The sequence below is a fragment of the Cyanobium sp. Aljojuca 7D2 genome (genome assembly GCF_024346415.1).
Classification (GTDB): Bacteria; Cyanobacteriota; Cyanobacteriia; order PCC-6307; family Cyanobiaceae; genus Cyanobium_A.
Window position 1 is genome coordinate 332067 of record NZ_JAGQCX010000001.1, and the last position, 18336, is coordinate 350402.

At 68.1% G+C, this 18336-nt stretch carries 23 protein-coding genes and 1 tRNA gene; 14 read left to right on the plus strand and 10 right to left on the minus strand.

Annotated elements, in window-relative coordinates:
• The first annotated feature begins 5 nt into the window (after positions 1-5).
• The 6 genes from KBY57_RS01870 to KBY57_RS01895 all read left to right on the plus strand — a co-directional run bounded on the left by KBY57_RS01870 (position 6) and on the right by KBY57_RS01895 (position 1970).
• Complete coding sequence (locus KBY57_RS01870) at positions 6-296, plus strand: hypothetical protein (RefSeq protein ID WP_254994172.1); 291 nt, start codon at positions 6-8, stop codon at positions 294-296.
• 26 nt (positions 297-322) lie between these two features.
• Positions 323-1021 (plus strand): peptide-methionine (S)-S-oxide reductase MsrA, encoded by a 699-nt coding sequence (msrA, locus tag KBY57_RS01875; protein ID WP_254994173.1) that lies wholly within the window; start codon positions 323-325, stop codon positions 1019-1021.
• Between the two features lie 18 nt (positions 1022-1039).
• Positions 1040-1342, plus strand: a complete 303-nt coding sequence (locus KBY57_RS01880) for a hypothetical protein (protein ID WP_254994174.1) — start codon at positions 1040-1042, stop codon at positions 1340-1342.
• A gap of 13 nt (positions 1343-1355) precedes the next feature.
• Complete coding sequence (locus tag KBY57_RS01885; RefSeq protein WP_254994175.1) at positions 1356-1538, plus strand: hypothetical protein; 183 nt, start codon at positions 1356-1358, stop codon at positions 1536-1538.
• The gene (locus tag KBY57_RS01890) at positions 1535-1885 is read left to right on the plus strand and encodes a hypothetical protein (protein WP_254994176.1); all 351 of its coding nucleotides are present in this window, start codon (positions 1535-1537) and stop codon (positions 1883-1885) included. The genes KBY57_RS01885 and KBY57_RS01890 overlap by 4 nt, the downstream gene beginning before the upstream one ends.
• 11 nt (positions 1886-1896) lie before the next feature.
• Positions 1897-1970: transfer RNA gene (locus KBY57_RS01895), tRNA-Pro, on the plus strand.
• A 147-nt stretch (positions 1971-2117) separates the two neighbouring features.
• Here KBY57_RS01895 and KBY57_RS01900 read toward each other — a convergent pair.
• A complete protein-coding gene (locus tag KBY57_RS01900) occupies positions 2118-2372 on the minus strand; it encodes a hypothetical protein (protein WP_094559644.1) in 255 nt (84 codons plus the stop codon).
• A gap of 107 nt (positions 2373-2479) precedes the next feature.
• Complete coding sequence (locus KBY57_RS01905) at positions 2480-3331, minus strand: 3'-5' exonuclease (RefSeq protein ID WP_254994177.1); 852 nt, start codon at positions 3329-3331, stop codon at positions 2480-2482.
• Between the two features lie 95 nt (positions 3332-3426).
• Here KBY57_RS01905 and KBY57_RS01910 point away from each other — a divergent pair, with 95 nt between their 5' ends.
• The gene (locus KBY57_RS01910; protein WP_254994178.1) at positions 3427-3882 is read left to right on the plus strand and encodes a peroxiredoxin; all 456 of its coding nucleotides are present in this window, start codon (positions 3427-3429) and stop codon (positions 3880-3882) included.
• 2 nt (positions 3883-3884) lie between these two features.
• On the plus strand, positions 3885-4601 hold the full coding sequence (locus tag KBY57_RS01915) for a DUF1350 family protein (protein ID WP_254994179.1): 717 nt from the start codon (positions 3885-3887) through the stop codon (positions 4599-4601).
• Between the two features lie 14 nt (positions 4602-4615).
• Here the strand turns inward: KBY57_RS01915 and acs are convergent, their stop codons facing one another.
• Entirely contained in the window at positions 4616-6631 is a 2016-nt protein-coding gene (acs, locus tag KBY57_RS01920) for an acetate--CoA ligase (protein WP_254994180.1), read from the minus strand.
• 71 nt (positions 6632-6702) lie between these two features.
• On the opposite strand from acs, the gene KBY57_RS01925 reads away from it, so the two are divergent.
• Positions 6703-7383, plus strand: a complete 681-nt coding sequence (locus tag KBY57_RS01925; RefSeq protein WP_254994181.1) for an HAD family hydrolase — start codon at positions 6703-6705, stop codon at positions 7381-7383.
• On the opposite strand, the gene sds is transcribed toward KBY57_RS01925, so the two are convergent.
• From sds to KBY57_RS01950, 5 genes are read right to left on the minus strand one after another with little or no spacing between them, the layout of a single operon-like run.
• Positions 7384-8355, minus strand: coding sequence for a solanesyl diphosphate synthase (gene sds / locus KBY57_RS01930; protein WP_254994182.1), 972 nt, complete (start codon positions 8353-8355; stop codon positions 7384-7386).
• A gap of 32 nt (positions 8356-8387) precedes the next feature.
• Positions 8388-9203 (minus strand): glutamate racemase, encoded by an 816-nt coding sequence (gene murI, locus KBY57_RS01935; protein ID WP_254994183.1) that lies wholly within the window; start codon positions 9201-9203, stop codon positions 8388-8390.
• Positions 9200-10288 carry an N-acetylmuramoyl-L-alanine amidase gene (locus KBY57_RS01940; protein ID WP_254994184.1) on the minus strand — a complete coding sequence of 363 codons (1089 nt, stop codon included), beginning with the start codon at positions 10286-10288 and terminating at the stop codon, positions 9200-9202. The genes murI and KBY57_RS01940 overlap by 4 nt, the downstream gene beginning before the upstream one ends.
• Positions 10289-10296: 8 nt before the next feature.
• Complete coding sequence (locus tag KBY57_RS01945; protein ID WP_254994185.1) at positions 10297-11115, minus strand: carbon-nitrogen hydrolase family protein; 819 nt, start codon at positions 11113-11115, stop codon at positions 10297-10299.
• A gap of 59 nt (positions 11116-11174) precedes the next feature.
• Positions 11175-11930: a 2-phosphosulfolactate phosphatase family protein gene (locus KBY57_RS01950; protein WP_254994186.1), complete on the minus strand. Its 756-nt coding sequence runs from the start codon at positions 11928-11930 to the stop codon at positions 11175-11177.
• Positions 11931-12015: 85 nt separating this feature from the next.
• Between KBY57_RS01950 and KBY57_RS01955 the strand changes: the two genes are divergently transcribed.
• Positions 12016-13581: a UbiD family decarboxylase gene (locus KBY57_RS01955; protein WP_254994187.1), complete on the plus strand. Its 1566-nt coding sequence runs from the start codon at positions 12016-12018 to the stop codon at positions 13579-13581.
• On the plus strand, positions 13581-14039 hold the full coding sequence (locus KBY57_RS01960; RefSeq protein ID WP_254994188.1) for an Rrf2 family transcriptional regulator: 459 nt from the start codon (positions 13581-13583) through the stop codon (positions 14037-14039). Before KBY57_RS01955 ends, KBY57_RS01960 begins: the two co-directional genes overlap by 1 nt.
• Positions 14040-14062: 23 nt before the next feature.
• Here the strand turns inward: KBY57_RS01960 and KBY57_RS01965 are convergent, their stop codons facing one another.
• Both KBY57_RS01965 and KBY57_RS01970 read right to left on the minus strand, forming a co-directional pair.
• Positions 14063-14824, minus strand: coding sequence for a polysaccharide deacetylase family protein (locus KBY57_RS01965; RefSeq protein WP_254994189.1), 762 nt, complete (start codon positions 14822-14824; stop codon positions 14063-14065).
• Between the two features lie 5 nt (positions 14825-14829).
• Positions 14830-15219 carry a hypothetical protein gene (locus tag KBY57_RS01970; RefSeq protein ID WP_254994190.1) on the minus strand — a complete coding sequence of 130 codons (390 nt, stop codon included), beginning with the start codon at positions 15217-15219 and terminating at the stop codon, positions 14830-14832.
• Between the two features lie 53 nt (positions 15220-15272).
• On the opposite strand from KBY57_RS01970, the gene aroA reads away from it, so the two are divergent.
• From aroA to KBY57_RS01985, 3 genes are read left to right on the plus strand one after another with little or no spacing between them, the layout of a single operon-like run.
• Positions 15273-16607, plus strand: a complete 1335-nt coding sequence (gene aroA / locus KBY57_RS01975) for a 3-phosphoshikimate 1-carboxyvinyltransferase (RefSeq protein WP_254994191.1) — start codon at positions 15273-15275, stop codon at positions 16605-16607.
• Positions 16608-16649: 42 nt separating this feature from the next.
• Positions 16650-18002: a bifunctional UDP-N-acetylglucosamine diphosphorylase/glucosamine-1-phosphate N-acetyltransferase GlmU gene (gene glmU / locus KBY57_RS01980; protein ID WP_254994192.1), complete on the plus strand. Its 1353-nt coding sequence runs from the start codon at positions 16650-16652 to the stop codon at positions 18000-18002.
• The gene (locus KBY57_RS01985; protein WP_254994193.1) at positions 17999-18247 is read left to right on the plus strand and encodes a chlorophyll a/b-binding protein; all 249 of its coding nucleotides are present in this window, start codon (positions 17999-18001) and stop codon (positions 18245-18247) included. The genes glmU and KBY57_RS01985 overlap by 4 nt, the downstream gene beginning before the upstream one ends.
• The last annotated feature ends 89 nt before the right edge of the window (positions 18248-18336 follow it).

The window sequence follows — 18336 nt, forward strand, 5'->3', positions numbered from 1 at the left end:
GAGTCATGGAGCCCGCACCGTCGCCCGCAACCCGACTGACCGGCTTGTCGTATCGGCTGCGCTGCACCCTCACCTTCGGCGACATCTACGGCCAGATCCTGATCTGGATGCTGGTGATCTTTGCCAGCCTGGCTGCGGGCCTGGCGCTGATGGGAGCCAGCAAGCCGATCTTCGCCCTGGTGGGGGTGGGATTGATCCTGGTCCTCTCGTTGCCCTTCCTGCTGTTCGCGTTTACCACCACCCTGCTCAACCACATCGCCCTGGAGGCCGACGCAGGCTCGAAAGGGGCTGCCTAGGCTCGTCTTTCATTGCACGATCGAGCGTGTTCGGGCTGTTTCAGACCGCTCCCCAGACCCAGTCTCCGCATGTGGTGCTGGGCACTCCGATCGAGGCGGCCCCCGAGCCGGGTCAAGCCGAAGCCGTGTTCGGCTGCGGCTGCTTCTGGGGTGCTGAAAAGGGGTTCTGGCGCCTGCCTGGGGTGGTGACCACAGCGGTGGGCTACGCGGGCGGCACGATCCAGCAACCCAGCTACGACCAGGTGTGCTCCGGACGCACCGGCCACAGCGAGGTGGTGCGGGTGGTGTGGGACAGCGCTCAGATTGATTTCAGCGACCTGCTGAAACTCTTCTGGGAATGCCACGACCCCACCCAGGGAGATCGCCAGGGCAACGATCGCGGTAGCCAGTACCGCTCCGTGATTTACGTCAACGATTCGGGCTTGATAGCCCAGGCCGAAGCCAGCCGCGACGCCTACCAGGCCCTGTTGAGCGGCGCTGGCTACGGGCCGATCACCACTGAGCTGCGCAGCCAGCAGACCTTCTGGTTTGCAGAGCCCTATCACCAGCAATACCTGGCCAAACCGGGCAGCCGGCCCTATTGCTCCGCCCAGCCCAGCGGCCAACGGTTGGGCCAGTTCCCCGGCGCCGCCTACAAACTCGATGCCCGAGTGTGGGATGCCTATGACTGGTCGGTGGCCCATTGCGTGCTTCGGGGGGACAATTCCCCCATTCGCTTGACCTAAGAGAGGCCGCTGCTGCCCGTGTCGTTCCCCCTGTCGCTGCTGGCGCTCAGCCTGATCTCCATGGGCTCCCCGTGGTGGGAGGACTACGGCATCACCGAGCAGTTCCTCTGCCCCAATGCCCGTCGGGTCACCTTGGAGCGCAACGACGCCCAGGCCTCCCTGATCGCCGGCCGTTTCCGCTCAACCCTGTTCCGCGAGGCTTCCGACCTGCCCGGCATCCGCTACCGCAACGACCAGATGACCCTGGTGCTCAAGGGGGATGTGCTGACCATGGAGCAGCAGTCTCGGCGGCTGGAATGCCTGCGCACGGAGCAGGTGTGAGAGGGCTGGAGCCATGAACCCGTTGCCGGATCGGGTGGTGATCCTGGGACTCCTGATCACCCTGGGCCTGTGCTTTGCGCTTGTGTTCTGGAGCGTGCGGTTGAATCCGCGTCCAGAGCCACCGCTCCAGTGGCGCGAGAACACCGCGCCCCAGACCCTGGACCGGCGCCCCCAACCCAGCCTCCAGCTGCTGTGACCGAGCCACCGTCGCGCCACCGCCAATCGCAGCATCGCCAACTGCACCCCCTGCCCAAGGGGCTGGTGGAGCTCTATGGACTGCTCGCGGTGTTGTTTGTGCTGGTGCCGGAATGGATGGCAGGGGGAGCCCTGCTGAGCTTCAGCGGCTCGCGTCGGGGGTCGAATCTGCCGGCCGCTGCCGCTGCTTGGCAGAAATTGCCCGAGCTGCGGCTGGCCAGCATGGGGCTGGCGGAGTTGCGCCAGCTGGCCCATCAGCAGCGGATTGCGGGCTACGCAGGCCTCAGCCGGGAGAGACTCAGCCGTCGCCTGATCCAGCGGCTGAAACCCCGCAAAGCGTTGTGGTAGCTTCCTTCTGCCGGGGCGTAGCGCAGCTTGGTAGCGCACCACTTTGGGGTAGTGGGGGTCGCAGGTTCAAATCCTGTCGCTCCGATTTTCAACCGGCACCGCATCCAGCGGTCGGCATCCGTACAGCTTCCAGCACTTGTGCAGTTTCCAGCACTAGTGCGGCTTCCACCGGCTTCCCCAGCCGGTTTTTTTGTGGCCAGCGGCTGGCAGAACTGGCCGACTCACCCCCAGATCACCGCAGTCGGGTGGCCACCTGGAGCCGCTCCAACCAGCGGTTGACGCGATGTCGCAGGCGCGGCGGCACCTCCTGCAGCAACTGACCCAGCTCATGGGCAGCCAGACGGCGCAGACCGCGCACATCCACCCGCCACAGCGCCTCAGCCTCGCGGATCAGCCGTGCCCAAGACCGGGCAGCCTGCCAACGGAGCACGCGCTGCTGGGGACCGCCGTCCACCTGCAGAACCCGAAACCGCACCCGACTGGCCATGGTCTCCATGGCGACCGCACCACCACCCTGCGCCTGCAGAACGGCAATGGCGCGAACACCCCGCTCTGCTTCGGAGATTGGAAGACAATCGGTACAGATTTGTGCGGCTAGGCCGCCACGGGATCGGCATCCACCGGTTGCACCGGAAAGGGCAAGGCCTGGGCCTCCCGCTCGCTGAGGCGACGGGTCCAGGCACCCCGCACCGGATCGTTCCAGCGGAACCCGGCCTCCTTGGCCCGGTGGCGCTCGGCGTAGGAGAGGTTGGCGCGAAACAGTAGCTTGGGCTCCAGCGCCGCCACCAGCAACTCCTCGAGGTTGGTGCAGCGCTCGAACACCTGCACCAGGTAGATGCAGTCGGTGAGGGCCCGGTGGGCGGCCCACACCGGCACGCCGTAGGCCAGGGCCAGATCGCGCACCGACGGCGCAGGCCGAAGGTGTCGCTCCGCGGGCCAGCGGATGTCGTCCATCGAGCAGATCCAGGGCTTGTGGATCGGTGGCAAGGGCGCCAAACCAAACCACTGGGCATCGAAGGCCGCGTTGTGGGCTAGCACCGCATCGGCCGCCGCCAGCAGGGCCTCAAAGTGCTGCAGGCCGGCTCGCCAGGGCTGGGGAAGCTGCGTCACCGCCGCCGCAATGCCGTTGACAGCTTCGGCTGGATTGGCCTGGGCCGGCAACAGGAAGGACACTTGGCTGAGCACGGCGCGCTGGGGCACGTGAAACAACACGGCCCCCACCTCGATGCACTGGGCAGAGCTGAGCTCCAGGCCGGTGGTTTCGGTGTCAAGGATCAACAAGGTGGTTGGAGCGACCCGGGCCGCATCCGAGCGGCCCGTGAGGGGCGGCAGCTGGGGCTGGCGATCGCGCTTGGGGGCTGGACCTGGCTCGGGGGCCTGGGGCGCCAGGCTGAGCAGATCGCTCTGCTGCCAAAGGCTGGGCTGTTCCTCGATCGGGCCGCTCACGGTGTCCAGGGCACTGCTGCTCCATCGTCCCAGCCCGAACCTCCGGCGACCAGAGGTCGCTGCCTAGGGTGAACCAACCGATTCCCAATCCAGGCATGGGCCTTGCCGCCGGAGACCGAGCCCCCTTGGTGGCGCTCCCTGATCAACACGGCACCGAGCGCCGCAGCGATCAGCTCGCCGGCAAGGCCCTGGTGCTGTTTTTCTATCCCAAGGACGACACCCCTGGCTGCACGGCCGAGGCCTGTGCCTTCCGCGACAGCTACGCCGACCTCCAGGCCCTGGGCGCGGAGGTGTGGGGCGTCAGCGGCGACAACCTGGCCAGCCACCAGCGCTTTGCCAGCCGCCACAACATCCCTTACCCGCTGCTGGTAGACCAGGGCAATCGGCTTCGCCAGGCGTTCGGTGTGCCCAATGTGCTCGGGTTGTTGCCGGGCCGGGTGACCTACGTGATCGACGGCGAAGGGGTGATCCGGCATGTGTTCAACAACCTGCTGGACGGGGCCGCCCACCGCAATGAAGCCCGGGCCGCCCTGCAGCGCCTGGCCCTCTGAACATGACGCGCTGGCGCCAGCGAGGCGACATCTGGCAGCTGGAGCCAGCGGGCGGTGCACGCGGCTGCATCGAATTCATCGGCGGTAGCTACCTGGCCGCAACCCCCCAGCTCAGCTACCGGCGGCTGCTGGAAGCGCTGGCGTCCAAGGGCTGGCTGGTGCGGGCCTGGAGTTACGTGCCGGGGTTTGACCATCAAGACCAGGCCAACACGGCCTGGCGCCGCTTTCGCCAACTGCGCGAGGGGGATGACAGCACGGCGCCCCTGCTGCGGCTTGGCCACAGCTTGGGCTGCAAATTACATCTGTTAGCCCCCGACGGCGGTCGCAGCGCCACCGGCCTGGTGGCCCTGAGCTTCAACAACTTCTCGGCCGAGCGTTCGGTGCCGCTGCTGGCAGAACTGGGCCAGCAGTTCAACTTCCGCAGTGAGTTCAGTCCATCGCCGGAGGAAACCCTGCACCAGGTGGCCTGCAGCTACCGCCAACCGCGCAACCTGCTGGTGCGTTTCAAGCGCGATGGCATCGACCAGAGCGGCCGGTTGCTGGGCGTGCTGCAGAGCAGGGCCGAGGACGCCACCGAGCTACTCGAGCTACCTGGCGATCACCTGGCGCCTGCCAGTGCGGGACTGCGCCAAAACCTGCTGGGCAGCTGGGCCGATGATCCAGCCCGGCAGCGGGCCCTCGACCGCATCGCCACCAGCATCGATGCCTGGGGGGACTAGCCCTCCCAGCCGATCTAGACCCGTAGGGCATCGAGCACCGAACGGTCCTCCAGGGTGCTGGTATCGCCGCTCACCTCCTGACCATCAGCCAGGGCCCGAAGGATCCGGCGCATGATCTTGCCGCTGCGGGTTTTCGGTAGGGCATCGGTGAACTTGATCAGATCCGGCCTGGCAATCGGACCGATCTCCTTGCCCACATGGCTGCGCAGCTCCGCCATCAGGGCGTCGTCGCCGCTGCGGCCCGTCTCCAAGGTCACGAAGGCGACGATGCCCTCGCCCTTGAGATCGTCAGGCCGGCCCACCACGGCGGCCTCGGCCACGGCCGGGTGGCTCACCAAGGCGCTCTCGATCTCCATGGTGCCGAGGCGATGGCCGCTCACATTGATCACGTCATCGACGCGGCCCATCACCCAGAAGTAACCGTCAACGTCGCGGCGGGCGCCATCCCCGGCGAAATAGAGCCAGGAGCCATCGGCCGGGCGAATCTCCTCCCAGTAGCTCTTGCGGAAGCGCTCCGGATCGCCGTGCACCGTGCGCATCATTCCGGGCCAGGGGCGACGCACCGCCAGATAGCCACCCTGGTCGACCCCCTGGGATTCCCCCTCGTGATTGACGATGTCGGCAGCGATGCCAGGCAAGGGCAGGGTGCAGGATCCGGGCTTGGTGGGGGTGGCCCCGGGCAGGGGGCTGATCATCACGCCGCCGGTCTCGGTCTGCCACCAGGTGTCCACCACCGGGCAGCGGTCACCTCCGATCACATCCCGATACCACATCCAGGCTTCTGGATTGATGGGCTCGCCCACGGTGCCGAGGATGCGCAGGCTGCTCATGTCGTACTGGTCGGGCACCTCGCGGCCGCTCTTCATGAAGGCGCGGATCGCCGTGGGGGCGGTGTAGAAAATCGTGCAGCGGTGCTTCTGGATCACCTCCCAGAAGGCGCCGGGCTTGCTGGGGCGGGGCGCGCCCTCGTACATCACCGTGGTGGCACCGTTGGAGAGCGGGCCATACACGATGTAGCTGTGACCGGTGATCCAGCCCACATCGGCGGTGCACCAGTGGATGTCATCCTCGCGGATGTCGAAGATCCACTGGAACGTGAGGTGGGCCCAGAGGTTGTAGCCGGCGGTGGTGTGCACCACCCCCTTGGGCTTGCCGGTGGAGCCGGAGGTGTAGAGCACAAACAGCCGGTCTTCACTGGCCATCGGCTCGGCCGGGCATTCGGCGCTCTGGGCGTTCACCAGCGCGTGCCACCAGTGGTCGCGGCCCTCCTGCATGGCGCAGTCACCACCGGCACCGGCGAGTCTCTGCACCACCAGCACATGCTCGACGCTGGGGGCGCCACCGTTGCCGGCAAGAGCCTCATCCACAGCCGGTTTCAAAGGCACGGGCTTGTCCTTGCGGAAGCCGCCATCAGCAGTGATCACAGCCTTGACCTGGCCATCGATCAGCCGGTCGCGCAGGGCATCGGCCGAGAAGCCGCCGAACACCACCGAGTGGGGCGCACCGATGCGGGCGCAGGCGAGCATGGCGATGGCCGCTTCCGGCACCATCGGCATGTAGAGGGCCACCAGATCCCCCTTGCCAATGCCCAGGGCCTTGAGCGCATTGGCGGTTTTGCACACTTCGGCGTGCAGCTGGCGGTAGCTGAAGCTGCGGCTGTCGCCAGGCTCCCCTTCCCAGATCAGGGCTGTCTTGTCGGCGCGGGGGCCTGTGAGGTGGCGATCGAGGCAGTTGAAGCTGAGGTTGGTGGTGCCACCCTCAAACCACTTGGCAAAGGGCGGGTTGCTCCAATCGAGCACCGTGTGAAACGGCTCAAACCAGTGCAGCTGCTCCCGGGCCAGATCTCCCCAAAAGCCATCGGGATCAGCCTCGGCTTTGGCACAGAGGGCGCGATAGGCCTCCATCGAACCGATGCGGGCCCCCGCGGCCAGCTCAGCCGGTGGCGCAAACAGGCGCGCTTCCTGCAGCACCGACTCGATCGTGGGGGCCTGACCCATGGCGATGCCGACAACAAAGAAACCTGAAGCCATTCAAGCGGGCAGCCCCGGGGCTCGGCCAGCCGATGACACCACAGCCGTCGGCCGTCGCCGAGAATTGTCGGATGGGGAAGCCTGCCGCCTGCCTGTTTGATCTCGATGGCCTGCTGCTCGATACCGAGCCCCTGCACGCCCAGGCCTGGTGTCAGGCAGCCGAGCATTTCGGCTGTCTGCTGACAGACGCCCAGCTGCTGGGCCTGCGGGGCCGCCGGCGCCTGGATTGCGCGGCCCAGGTGGTCGACTGGATCGAAGCGGCCCAAGGCTCCGCCCCCAGCCCTGAAGCCCTATTGGCCGTGCGCCAGCCCATCGCCGAAGCCCTGCTGATCCACGCCCAGCCCACACCGGGGGCGGTGGAGCTGGTGCAGCGCTGCGTTGCGCTAGACATCCCGATGGCGCTCGCCACCAGCAGCTCGCGCGCAGCCGTGGCGCTCAAAACGGCGCCCCATCCCTGGCTGGAGGCGATCACCACCCGGGTCCATGGCGACGATCCAGCGCTGGCGGCTGGCAAGCCGGCACCGGATGTGTTCCTGCTGGCCGCCGAGCGTCTGGGGGTTGCGCCCGCGCAGACCTGGGCGTTTGAAGATTCCCCGGCCGGGGCCCAGGCCGCCCGCGCCGCTGGCTGCCAGGTGTTTGTGGTGCCGCCCGCCCAGATCAGCGAACGCGAGCGGCAGCAGGTTTACCCGGGCATCGATCGGTTTCTCAGCAGCCTGCAGCAGACGCCCCTGCTGGCAATGGGAGGAGAATGATCAATACAGACGGCTGAGCACGAAATCCGGCAGGGCACGCAGGGCGCTGCGGGGCTCGGAGGGTGCCAACCAGTCCAGGGCCTGGGCAGCCTCCTGAGCAAAGCCCTCGGCCAGGGCCCGCGAGCGGGGAATCGCCTCGCAGCCGCGCACCAGCTCGAGGGCCTGCTCAAGGTCGCCCTCCTCGCTGAATTCCCGCTCGATCAGGCCGGCCAGGGCCGGTCGCTCCTGGAGGGCATAGAGGGCCGGTGCGGTGAGGTACCCCGAGGCCAGATCACTGGCGGCCGGCTTGCCCAGCTGCTGGTCGCTGCCGGTGAAATCGAGGATGTCGTCGACCACTTGGAAAGCCAGACCCAGCTGGCGCCCAAAGCGATACAGATCATCGAGCTGGGACGCAGGAAGGCCCGTGAGCACGCCGGCCGCTCGGGCGCTGTTGGCAATCAGGGAGGCCGTTTTGCAGTAGCTCTTCTCGAGGTAGGTCTCGAAGCTCTGGCCGGTGTCGTAGCGGAACAGACCCTGCTTCACCTCACCGTCGGCCAGATCCATGATCACCCGACTCAGCAGCTTGACGACCTCGAGATCGTCGAGGTTGGCGAGGTGCCAACTGGCCTGGGCAAACAGAAAATCACCGGCCAGCACGGCGACACGGTGGTTGAAGCGGCTGTGAACGGTGTCAACACCACGGCGGGTGGCGGCCTCATCGACGACATCGTCGTGCACCAGGGAGGCCGTATGGATCATCTCGGTGATCTCGGCCAAACGCCGATGCCGCGGGCCCAGTTCGCCATCGGCAGCCACCGCCCGAGACAGCAGCAGCACGATGCCGGGACGCAAGCGTTTGCCGCCAGCGGCAAACAGATGCTCTGCAGCGGCCTGAAGAATTGGGTGACCGGCTCCGATCAGGCTGCGCAGATCGGCCAGCAGGGCATCCAGATCAGCCTCAACGGGCTGGAGCAGCTCTGCAACCGTTGCCACAACACCTCCGCCGTGGCGCGATCCTAGAAGGCTCAGCCGACCGACCGCAGGTCGACCCGCTCCACCGACGGTCGATAGCCCAGCCAACGGCTGGCCCCATCAGCGAAGGCTTCCGCGCAGCCGCTCACGCAGACCCGGGTGCGCTGGGCTGGCGGGACCACATCCACACCCGACAACTCGCCTTCAGGCATCCCTCCCATGCTGGCGAGCAAAGGGCCCAGCCGCCGCACGGCTGAGGCGGCTGGATCGACGAGCCGCACGTGGGGAGGCAGCAGGGCCGTGAGCAGCGGGCGCAACATCGGGTAGTGGGTGCAGCCCAGCACGACCGTGTCGACGCCGGCCGCCAGCAGGGGAGCCAGGTAGGCCAGCGCCTCGGCCTCCAGAGCGGGAGCCTGCAAATCCCCCGCCTCAATCAGGGGCACAAAGGCAGGGCAGCCCACCTCCAGCACCTCAGCGTGGGGATGACAGGCATGGATCGCCCGGCGGTATGCGCCACTGCTGGCTGTGGCGGGGGTGGCGAGCACACCCACGCGCTCGCTGTCCAGATCGGCCGCCACGCTGTCGATCAACCCCACCACCGGCACGCCGGCCTCGGCCACAGCCACATCCAGAGCCAGGGCATTGGAGGTGTTGCAGGCCATCACCAGCACGCCCACCTGCTGGTGCCGCAACCACATCACCACCTCGGCTGCGATGGCGCGGATGTCGGCCACACTGCGCTGGCCATAGGGAACCCGGGCCGTATCGCCGAGGTACAAGCAGGAGGAGTGGGGATAGCGCTCCTGCAGGCGACGCAGCACCGTGAGCCCGCCGAGGCCGCTGTCGAAAAGTCCTACCAATGCACTCATGGCTGGTCCTGCAGCGCATTGAGAATCCCAGCCGAGAGGGCGAGCGCCATGCGCCGGCGGTAGTTGGGATCGGCGAGGCGGCGGGAATCGAGCTCGCCGGTGAGAAAACCCATCTCCACCAGGGCCGAGGGCATCACCGTGCGGCGGATCACGAAGAAGCGGCCCGTGCGCACGCCCCGATCCGGAGAGCCGGGGGAAATGGCGACCATCTGCTGCTGCAGTGCCCCCGCCAGCCGGCGCGAGGCGGCCCCGGCTCCCTCGAAATAGAAGGTTTCGATGCCGTTCACGTCGGGGCGGGCCATGCTCAGGGCATTGGCATGCACGCTCACAAACAGATCGGCGCCACTGCTGTTGGCCAGGGCAACCCGGGGAGGGAGGTCGACGTCCACCTCGGAGGTGCGGGTCATCAGCACCTGCACGCCGCGGGCCTGCAGCAGCCGGGCCATCTGCAGACAGACATCGAGCACCACATCGGTTTCCCGCAGACCGCCGATGCCCACGGCCCCAGGATCGGGTCCGCCGTGGCCGGGATCGATCACCACCTTGAAGCGCCCCCGGGGCACCACCGGCAGGCCATCGGCCGATAGGGGCGTGCTGGAGGTGGGGAAGGTGCTCTCCCGGTCCCACCCAGCACGGCTGACGGCGTCGAGATCGCCCTCTCCCAGACCAAGGCCCGTTTGATTGGCCAGCCCCGGCAACTCCATCCGCCAGCGGTCCCGGGCGGTGCCCACCAGCCTCAGCCCACCCGGATCCAGTTGGGTGCCGGGGGCAAACTCCAGCACCAAGCGGGTGGTGAAGCCATCGGGCCGGCCGATGCGCACCTCCCGCACGGCGCCACCCCCCCGAACGGTGCGGGTGCGGGACGGGGCGCCGGGCAGATCCACCCACACCCGTGGCCCCCGAAAAGCTGATCCCGCTTCAAAAAACGCCTGGGGACGCACATCGAGGCTGGTGCGCAGCTCCAGTTGGCCGGCGCGGGTGATGCGCCAGGCCGCCAGCGACGACGCCCAGGCCGGCAGATCCGCCAGCACCAAGGCCAGGGCCGCCAGGGCTGATGTCCACTTAACGCTGACAGGCCAACGCATCAGGAGCGTCAGAACAGGGCCGGCCGGCGGTGCTCCAGGCTGGGCATCTGGGCCCGCACCCGCTTGGCATGGCCCGGGTCGATCGGGGCCACCGCCGAACCGACACCGACACCGGCATCGGCGAGCACCGTGCCCCAGGGATCAATCACCAGCGCATGGCCGTGGCTCTGGCGCCGGCCGTAGTGCAATCCGGTCTGGGCCGGTGCCAGCACGTAGGCCGTGTTCTCGATGGCGCGGGCTTGCAGCAGCACCTGCCAGTGGTCTTTGCCGGTGAAGGCGGTGAAGGCCGCCGGCACCATCAACACATCCACTCCCGCTGCGGCGAGATGGCGGTAGAGCTCCGGAAAGCGCACGTCGTAACAGATCGAGAGACCAACCCGCCCCAGCCCTGGCACATCCACCACCGGCGGAAGTTGGTTGCCGGGCTGCACGGTGGCCGATTCCCGGTAGGTGTTGCCGTCCGGCAGGTCAACGTCGAACAGGTGAATCTTGTCGTATTGGGCCAGCAGCTGGCCTTCGGTGCTCACGAGCTCAGCCCGGTTGAAGGTCTGGCCGGGACCGGCCGGCACCGGAAAGCCGCCCCCGAGCAAGGTCACCTGATAGCGGCGCGCCATGGTGACCAGAAAGCGACTGCAGCGCTCTGCCAGAGAGGCCGCCAGCTCCAGACGACGCTCGTCATCCCCCATGAAAGCGAAATTTTCAGGCAGACCCACCAGTTCGGCGCCGCGGCGGGCTGCCAATTCGATCTGCTCTTCGGCAGCGGCGAAATTCGCATCCGGATCGGGCGTGCTGGTGAGCTGCACAGCTGCCGCCAGAAAACTGCTCACCGACTGCCCAGTGCGAACGGCCGAACTGTAGGGGAACCGCCAAGGGGCGCCAGGGACCCTCAGCTGGCCTTCAGCACCCCAGGCTCCGCCTGGAAGGGCACCATCTGCAGGCTGTCAATGGCGGCGCAGCAGGCGAAATCGGCGTCATGGTTGCCCAGGCCATTCAGGCGTTGGCCGTGGCTGGCGGAGCGCAGGGCGGTTTCCGGATCGTGGCGCCACTGCTGCCACAGGGCCAGAGCCGCCAACATCTCGTCGTTGCCGCAGCTCACCCCGATGTGAGGAGCCACGGCCATCTCCATGGCCGCCGAAGCCACGGCACCGGCCGCCAGGCTGTCTTCCAGGGAGTAATCGCCCTCCCAGCCACTGCCGACAATCCACACCCGTTTGCAGTCGTGCTCCAGCAGACGCCGGGCGACCGCCGTGCGGTTCGGCAGACAGGCCGTCAACAGCAGCGGCACCGGCTTGACCACCGCGAGGGAGCGGGTGCCGTTGGTGGTGCTCATGAAGATCCGCTTGCCCCCCACCAGCTCGGGGGTGACCGCCAGGGGCGAGTTGCCCAGGTCGTAACCCTCCACCCGCTGGCCACCGCGCTCGCCGGCCCGCAGCCGCTTTTCGGCCGGCCAGGCAGCAGCGGCCGCCTCCAGCTCATCCAGGCTGGCAAAGGCCTCCACCGCCTCGGCGCCGTTCTGCAGCGACCAGGCGATGGTGGTGGTGGCCCGCAGCACATCGATCACCACGGCTGCATCTGGCCCGCCCTCGGCTGCGGCCTTCACCGCCGGCACGCACTCGGAGGTGTGGAAGTAGGAAATCTGCACGGACGCGGCTACTGCTCAGGTGCGTCACAGTAATCAGGGGCATCCGTCACAGTGGCCCCACCGAAACGCCCCAATGCCTGCCCCCATGGCCGCGCCCGTGTTCAGCCAGCGCAGCCGCAGGGACCTGCGTGGCTTCCTGGAGCTGCTGGAGAGCCGTGGCGCCCTGCACCGCATCACCGCCCCTGTTGACGCGGACCTGGAGCTCGCAGCCATTGCCGATCGGGTGCTGGCGGCTGGCGGGCCGGGATTGTTGTTTGAAAACGTGATCGGCTCATCGATGCCGGTGGCGGTGAACCTGCTCGGCACCCAGGAGCGGGTGCTGTGGAGCCTGGGCATGGAGCGGCCCGAGGAGCTCGAGGCCCTGGGCGAGCGGCTAGCGCTGCTGCAGCAACCCCGGCCGCCGAAGGGGGCCCGTGAGGCGGTGCGGTTTGGCTCGGTGCTGCTGGATGTGCTCAAGGCCCGGCCGGATCTGGATCTCACGCCGCCCTGCCGCCAGCAGGTGTTCAAGGGGGAGGCGGTGAACCTCGATGCCCTGCCGCTGCTGCGCCCCTGGCCGGGCGATGGCGGCCGGATCATCACCCTGGGCCTGGTGATCACCAAGGACCCCGAAACCGGCACACCGAACGTGGGCGTGTACCGACTGCAGCAGCAGAGCATCAACACCATGACTGTGCACTGGCTGAGCGTGCGCGGCGGCGCCCGCCACCTGCGCAAGGCGGCGGCCATGGGCAAGAAGCTGGAGATCGCCATCGCCATCGGCGTGCACCCGCTGCTGGTGATGGCGGCGGCCACGCCGATTCCGGTGCAGCTGAGCGAATGGCTGTTTGCCGGCCTCTACGCCGGTGAGGGGGTGCGGCTGGCCAAGTGCAAAACCGTGAACCTGGAGGTGCCCAGCCACAGCGAGGTGGTGCTCGAAGGCACGATCACGCCTGGCGAAGAGCTGGCCGACGGCCCCTTCGGCGACCACATGGGCTTCTACGGCGGCGTGGAGGATTCACCCCTGGTGCGCATTCAGTGCGTCACCCAGCGGCGCGAGCCGATCTACTTCACCACCTTCAGCGGCCGGCCGCCCAAGGAAGACGCGATGCTCGCCATTGCGCTGAACCGGATCTACACGCCGATCCTGCGCCAGCAGATCCCGGAAATCGTCGATTTCTTCCTGCCGATGGAGGGCCTGAGCTACAAGCTGGCCGTGATCGCCATCGACAAGGCCTACCCCGGCCAGGCCAAGCGGGCAGCGATGGCCTTCTGGAGCGCCCTGCCCCAGTTCACCTACACCAAATTCGTTGTGGTGGTCGATAAGAGCATCAACATCCGCGACCCGCGCCAGGTGATCTGGGCGATCAGCGCCCAGGTGGATCCCCAGCGGGATCTGTTCGTGCTGGAGGACACCCCCTTCGACACGCTCGACTTCGCCAGCGAGCGGCTGGGCCTGGGCGGGCGCCTGGCGATCGACGCCACCACCAAGATCGGCCCAGAGAAGCGCCACCCCTGGGGTGAGCCTCTGGGCCGACCAGCCGAACTGGAGGCGCGCATCGATGCCCGCTGGGCCGAGCTGGGCTTGGCGGATGTGGGCACCACGGAGCCCGATCCGGCGCTGTTCGGCTACACCCTGGAGCACGTGCTGGAGCGGCTCGCGGCGCGGGTCTGATGCTGTCGCGTCAGGCGAGCCATGCCCTCAAGGCCCTGCTGGAGCTGGCGGCCCACCCCTTGCAGTGGAAGTCGACCCACGCCTTGGCCCAGGCCCAGCAGCTACCAGAGTCGATGCTGGAGCAGCTGCTGCTGCGCTTGCGGCGCCATGGACTCCTTGTGGCGCGCCGGGGCCGGCAGGGTGGCTACCAACTGGCACGGCCAGCGCGGGAGATTGCGTTGGCGACGGTGCTGGCGGGGCTGGGAGAAGGGGCTGCGCTGCAATGGGGCGACATCGGCACGAGCCCGGCTGTTGGCCAGGAGGTCTCGCCAGCCGATCAGGTCACCGAGGCCCTGCAGCGGCGACTGGAGCGGGCCCGGCTCAAGGCGCTGGAAGACCTGAGCCTCGAAGACCTGCTCTTCGATCTGCGCAGCGCCGAAGCCAGCGCCAACAGCGAGGCGGGGCTACTGCTGGGGTAGACCATCGAGCCCGAACGCTGAACTCAAGCGTCCTCAACGCAGTCATCCGCCACCAACTGATCCAGGCCCACAAACCGATACCCCCGGCCCTGCAGCTCCGGCACCACAGCCGCCAGGGTGGCGAGGGTGGCAGCGATGGTGTCAGGCCGGTCGTGCAACACCAGAACGGCGCCGGGATGGGCATTGCGGGCCACAAACCAACGCTGAAAGGCCAGCGGCGGATGGAAGGTGTCCCAGGGGAACACCGACCCGAGCACGGTGCGGTAACCCCGAGCCCGCACCCTGCGCAACATCGGGGGGTGCACCCAACCGCCACCGGGGCGAAGCCAGTGCAGCGGCAACGGCCGGGGCGCAGCGGCCCGCCGCAGGGATTGCTCCGTGCTGCACAGCTCTTCGATGAACGCCGGCCCGTCCAGAAAGGCGGAGATCCGATCGCGCTGCAGGTGGTTGCCGATGCTGTGGCCCTCCGCCAGGGCCCGTGCCACAAACTGCGGCGAACCCCGCTCCAGATGCTCACCGATCAAAAAAAACGTGGCCGGCACCTGCAGGCGCCTGAGCAGGTCCAGCAGCTCCAGGCTGGTGGGATCACCCCGCCTCAGCGCCCAGCTCGGGCCGTCGTCGATGGTGATCGCCAGCTGCCGCCGCCGGCCGCTGCCGCAAAACAGCACCTGGGGCAGCAGCGGCTGCAGCACCAGGCGGATCAGCCACGACGGCCACAGCACCAGCAGGAGCAGGCAGGCCACCAGGGCCAGCGGCGCCAGGATCAACACAACGGGGCAGCCCACCGACGCTAGTCAGCCCAGGGCCCTGCCTCCGCCCGCTCGCACCCATAACGCTCCACCCCACCGCGCCGCTGCCGGAACTCGGGATGCTCCGGGTCCACCGGGCTCCACCACCAGCGGCCATCGGTGTAGCTGGGGGCGCCGGCATTGTTGGTGCGCGGCAGCTGCAGGCTCACACCGCGCCAGCGGAGCACCACAAAGGCACCCGGTGGTGTGCCCGCGCTGATGTTGGCGATCCCGGGCGCATCCACGGCCCCCGCAAACACCTCCGCCTGCAGCGGATCCCCCTCACAGAGGTAGGCATCGCGCTGCAGAGGCTGCTGCGGGGATTCAGGACCCGCGGCCCAGGCGGGCACAGCCAGCAACAGGGTGAGCAGCAGAGATAGCAGCCAGGCCATCGGCGGGGGAAAGCACACTCCATAGGATCGCCGCACCAGCGCCCTGCTTGCCCGTGGCTGAGACCACCCCCGCCTCCAGCCCCCTGCAGCTCAGCGGCGGCGGCAGCCTGCGCGGGTCGGTGCAGGTGCCGGGCGATAAATCCATCTCCCATCGAGCGCTCCTCTTCGGCGCCATCGCCGAGGGCACAACCCACATCGAAGGCCTGCTGCCCGCCGAAGACCCCCTCAGCACCGCCGCCTGCCTGCGGGCCATGGGGGTGACGGTGTCGGAGATCCGTGCCGGTGAGCCGGTGATCGTGCAAGGCGTCGGGCTGGATGGGCTCCAGGAGCCAACAGACGTGCTCGACTGCGGCAACTCCGGCACCACGATGCGGCTGATGCTCGGCTTGCTGGCGGGCCGGGCGGGGCGCCACTTCGTGCTCACCGGCGACAGCTCCCTGCGGGGCCGGCCGATGCGGCGGGTGGGGGCGCCCCTGGCCGAGATGGGCGCCGTGATCCACGGCCGCAAGGACGGCAACTTCGCGCCCCTGGCGGTGCTGGGCCAGGCGCTGCGGGGCACCACCATCCACACGCCGGTGGCCTCGGCCCAGGTGAAGAGCGCCATCCTGCTGGCCGCCCTCACCGCAGAGGGGCCCACCACCGTGATTGAGCCGGCCCAGAGCCGCGACCACAGCGAGCGAATGCTGCGGGCCTTCGGGGCCGACCTGACCGTGGGCGGCGCGGGGAACACCGTGGTGACCGTGACGCCAGGCCAGACCCTGCGCGGCCAGAGCGTGGTGGTGCCCGGTGACATCAGCTCCGCCGCCTTCTGGCTGGTGGCCGGCGCGATCACCCCCGGCGCCGCGCTCACGGTGGAGAACGTGGGCCTCAATCCCAGCCGTACCGGCATCCTCGAGGTGCTTGAGCAGATGGGCGCCAACATCACGGTGATCAATGCCCGCGATGTGGCCGGCGAGCCGGTGGGGGATCTGCAGGTGAGCCATGGCCCCCTGCGGGCCTTTGAGATCGGCGGCGACCTGATTCCGCGATTGGTGGATGAAATCCCCGTGCTGGCCGTGGCGGCCTGCTGTGCTGAGGGAGTCAGCCGCATCCGCGATGCCGAGGAGCTGCGGGTGAAGGAAACCGACCGGCTGGCGGTGATGGCCCGCCAACTCGGGGCGATGGGGGCCCGGATCGAGGAATTCGAAGACGGCATGGCGATCAAAGGCATCACCGAGCTGCACGGCGCCACGGTCGACAGCGAAACCGACCACAGAGTGGCGATGAGCCTGGCGGTGGCCGCGGGCATTGCCGCCGGCGCAAGCCAGCTGCATCGCCCGGAGGCGGCGGCGGTGTCGTACCCGGGCTTCTGGGACGATCTGGCCCGCCTGCGCCAGCCTGCGCCCTGAAGCAGTCCGCGTAGATTCCGGCCCAGCCGTTTGCACCTGTCCATGCTTGCCGTTGCCGTGTTGGCTGCCGGGAAGGGCACGCGCATGAAGAGCGCCCTGCCCAAGGTGCTGCAGCCCCTGGCCGGCGCCACCTTGGTGGAGCGGGTGCTGGCCAGCTGTGAGCACCTCCAGCCCGACCGCCGCCTGCTGATCGTGGGCCACCAGGCTGAACGGGTAGAACAGGAACTGGAGGGTCACACCGGCCTGGAATTTGTGCTGCAACAGCCCCAGAACGGCACGGGCCACGCCGTGCAGCAGCTGCTGGAGCCGTTGCGGGATTTCCGCGGCGATCTGCTGGTGCTCAATGGCGACGTGCCGCTGCTGCGCCCCGAAACTCTCGCCGCCCTGCTGGAGCAGCACCGCAGCAGCGGCGCCGCCGTCACCCTTCTCACCGCCCGGCTGGCCGATCCCAGCGGCTATGGCCGCGTGTTTGCCAGCCCCGATGGACAGGTGAGCGCCATTGTGGAGCACCGCGACTGCAACGACGAGCAACGCCGCAACGCCCTCACCAATGCGGGCATCTACTGCTTCAACTGGCAGCAGCTGTCGGCCGTACTGCCGCAGCTCACCACCGACAACGACCAGGGCGAGCTCTATCTCACCGACACGGTGGCCATGCTCAACCCGGCCATGCACCGGGAGGTGGACGACGCCGATGAGATCACCGGCATCAACGACCGGCTCCAGCTCAGCCAGTGCGAGGCCGTGCTGCAGGAGCGCCTGCGGCGCCACTGGATGGCCGAAGGGGTGACCTTCGTCGACCCCGCCAGCTGCACCCTCAGTGAGGGCACCCGGTTCGGCCGCGATGTGGTGGTCGAACCCCAGTGCCATTTCCGCGGCACCAGCGCGATCGGCGATGGCTGCCGCATCGGCCCCGGTTGCCTGATTGAAGACAGCCAACTGGGCGCCAACGTCTCCGTGCTCCACTCCGTCCTGCGGCAGGCCGAGGTAGCCGACAGCTGCGCCATCGGGCCCTTTGCCCAACTCCGCCCGGGCACCCAACTCGGCCAGCAGTGCCACATCGGCAACTTCGTGGAGGTGAAAAACAGCCACCTGGCCAACGGCGTGAAAGTGAACCACCTCAGCTACATCGGCGACGCCGACCTGGGCGAGGGGGTGAATGTGGGGGCCGGCACGATCACGGCCAACTACGACGGGCTGCGCAAGCACCGCACGGTGGTGGGGGCCGGCAGCAAGACCGGTGCCAACTCGGTGCTGGTGGCGCCCCTGCGGCTAGGCAGCAACGTGACGGTGGGGGCCGGATCCACCATCACCAAGGATGTCCCTGATGGGGCGCTGGCCCTGGGCCGGGCCCGCCAGCTGGTCAAGGAAAACTGGACAGGTCCCCGCCCATGAGCCCGAAGAACACAGATCAAACGACGAACTCCGACCCATCGAAGTTTCTGTACGAGCCGGTAGAGCGCTTTGGGGCCAGCATGACCAGCCCCAAACCCTGGAACACCAAGGCTCTGGCCGGAGTGGAGCTGCTCAACGGACGCGTGGCCATGCTCGGCTTTGCCGCCGCCATCGCCGGCGAACTGCTCACGGGCAAGGGCATGGTGGGCCAGCTGACGGCGCTGCTGCGCTGGTATCTCAGCTGAGCCGGGTCCGATCGCTCGACAGAGGAAAGGCCCCGAGTGAACCACCACCCAGGGCCTCTGCCCGAAGGCACAACATCGTGAAATGCTGC

Coding starts and splice junctions, on each gene's coding strand:
- KBY57_RS01955 (WP_254994187.1), top strand. CDS start 12,016: ATGGCCGCGCCCGTGTTCAGCCAGCGCAGCCGCAGGGACCTGCGTGGC.
- KBY57_RS01940 (WP_254994184.1), bottom strand. CDS start 10,288: ATGCGTTGGCCTGTCAGCGTTAAGTGGACATCAGCCCTGGCGGCCCTG.
- KBY57_RS01885 (WP_254994175.1), top strand. CDS start 1,356: ATGAACCCGTTGCCGGATCGGGTGGTGATCCTGGGACTCCTGATCACC.
- glmU (WP_254994192.1), top strand. CDS start 16,650: ATGCTTGCCGTTGCCGTGTTGGCTGCCGGGAAGGGCACGCGCATGAAG.
- KBY57_RS01870 (WP_254994172.1), top strand. CDS start 6: ATGGAGCCCGCACCGTCGCCCGCAACCCGACTGACCGGCTTGTCGTAT.
- KBY57_RS01985 (WP_254994193.1), top strand. CDS start 17,999: ATGAGCCCGAAGAACACAGATCAAACGACGAACTCCGACCCATCGAAG.
- KBY57_RS01970 (WP_254994190.1), bottom strand. CDS start 15,219: ATGGCCTGGCTGCTATCTCTGCTGCTCACCCTGTTGCTGGCTGTGCCC.
- KBY57_RS01910 (WP_254994178.1), top strand. CDS start 3,427: ATGGGCCTTGCCGCCGGAGACCGAGCCCCCTTGGTGGCGCTCCCTGAT.
- KBY57_RS01900 (WP_094559644.1), bottom strand. CDS start 2,372: ATGGCCAGTCGGGTGCGGTTTCGGGTTCTGCAGGTGGACGGCGGTCCC.
- acs (WP_254994180.1), bottom strand. CDS start 6,631: ATGGCTTCAGGTTTCTTTGTTGTCGGCATCGCCATGGGTCAGGCCCCC.
- KBY57_RS01925 (WP_254994181.1), top strand. CDS start 6,703: ATGGGGAAGCCTGCCGCCTGCCTGTTTGATCTCGATGGCCTGCTGCTC.
- murI (WP_254994183.1), bottom strand. CDS start 9,203: ATGAGTGCATTGGTAGGACTTTTCGACAGCGGCCTCGGCGGGCTCACG.
- KBY57_RS01960 (WP_254994188.1), top strand. CDS start 13,581: ATGCTGTCGCGTCAGGCGAGCCATGCCCTCAAGGCCCTGCTGGAGCTG.
- KBY57_RS01915 (WP_254994179.1), top strand. CDS start 3,885: ATGACGCGCTGGCGCCAGCGAGGCGACATCTGGCAGCTGGAGCCAGCG.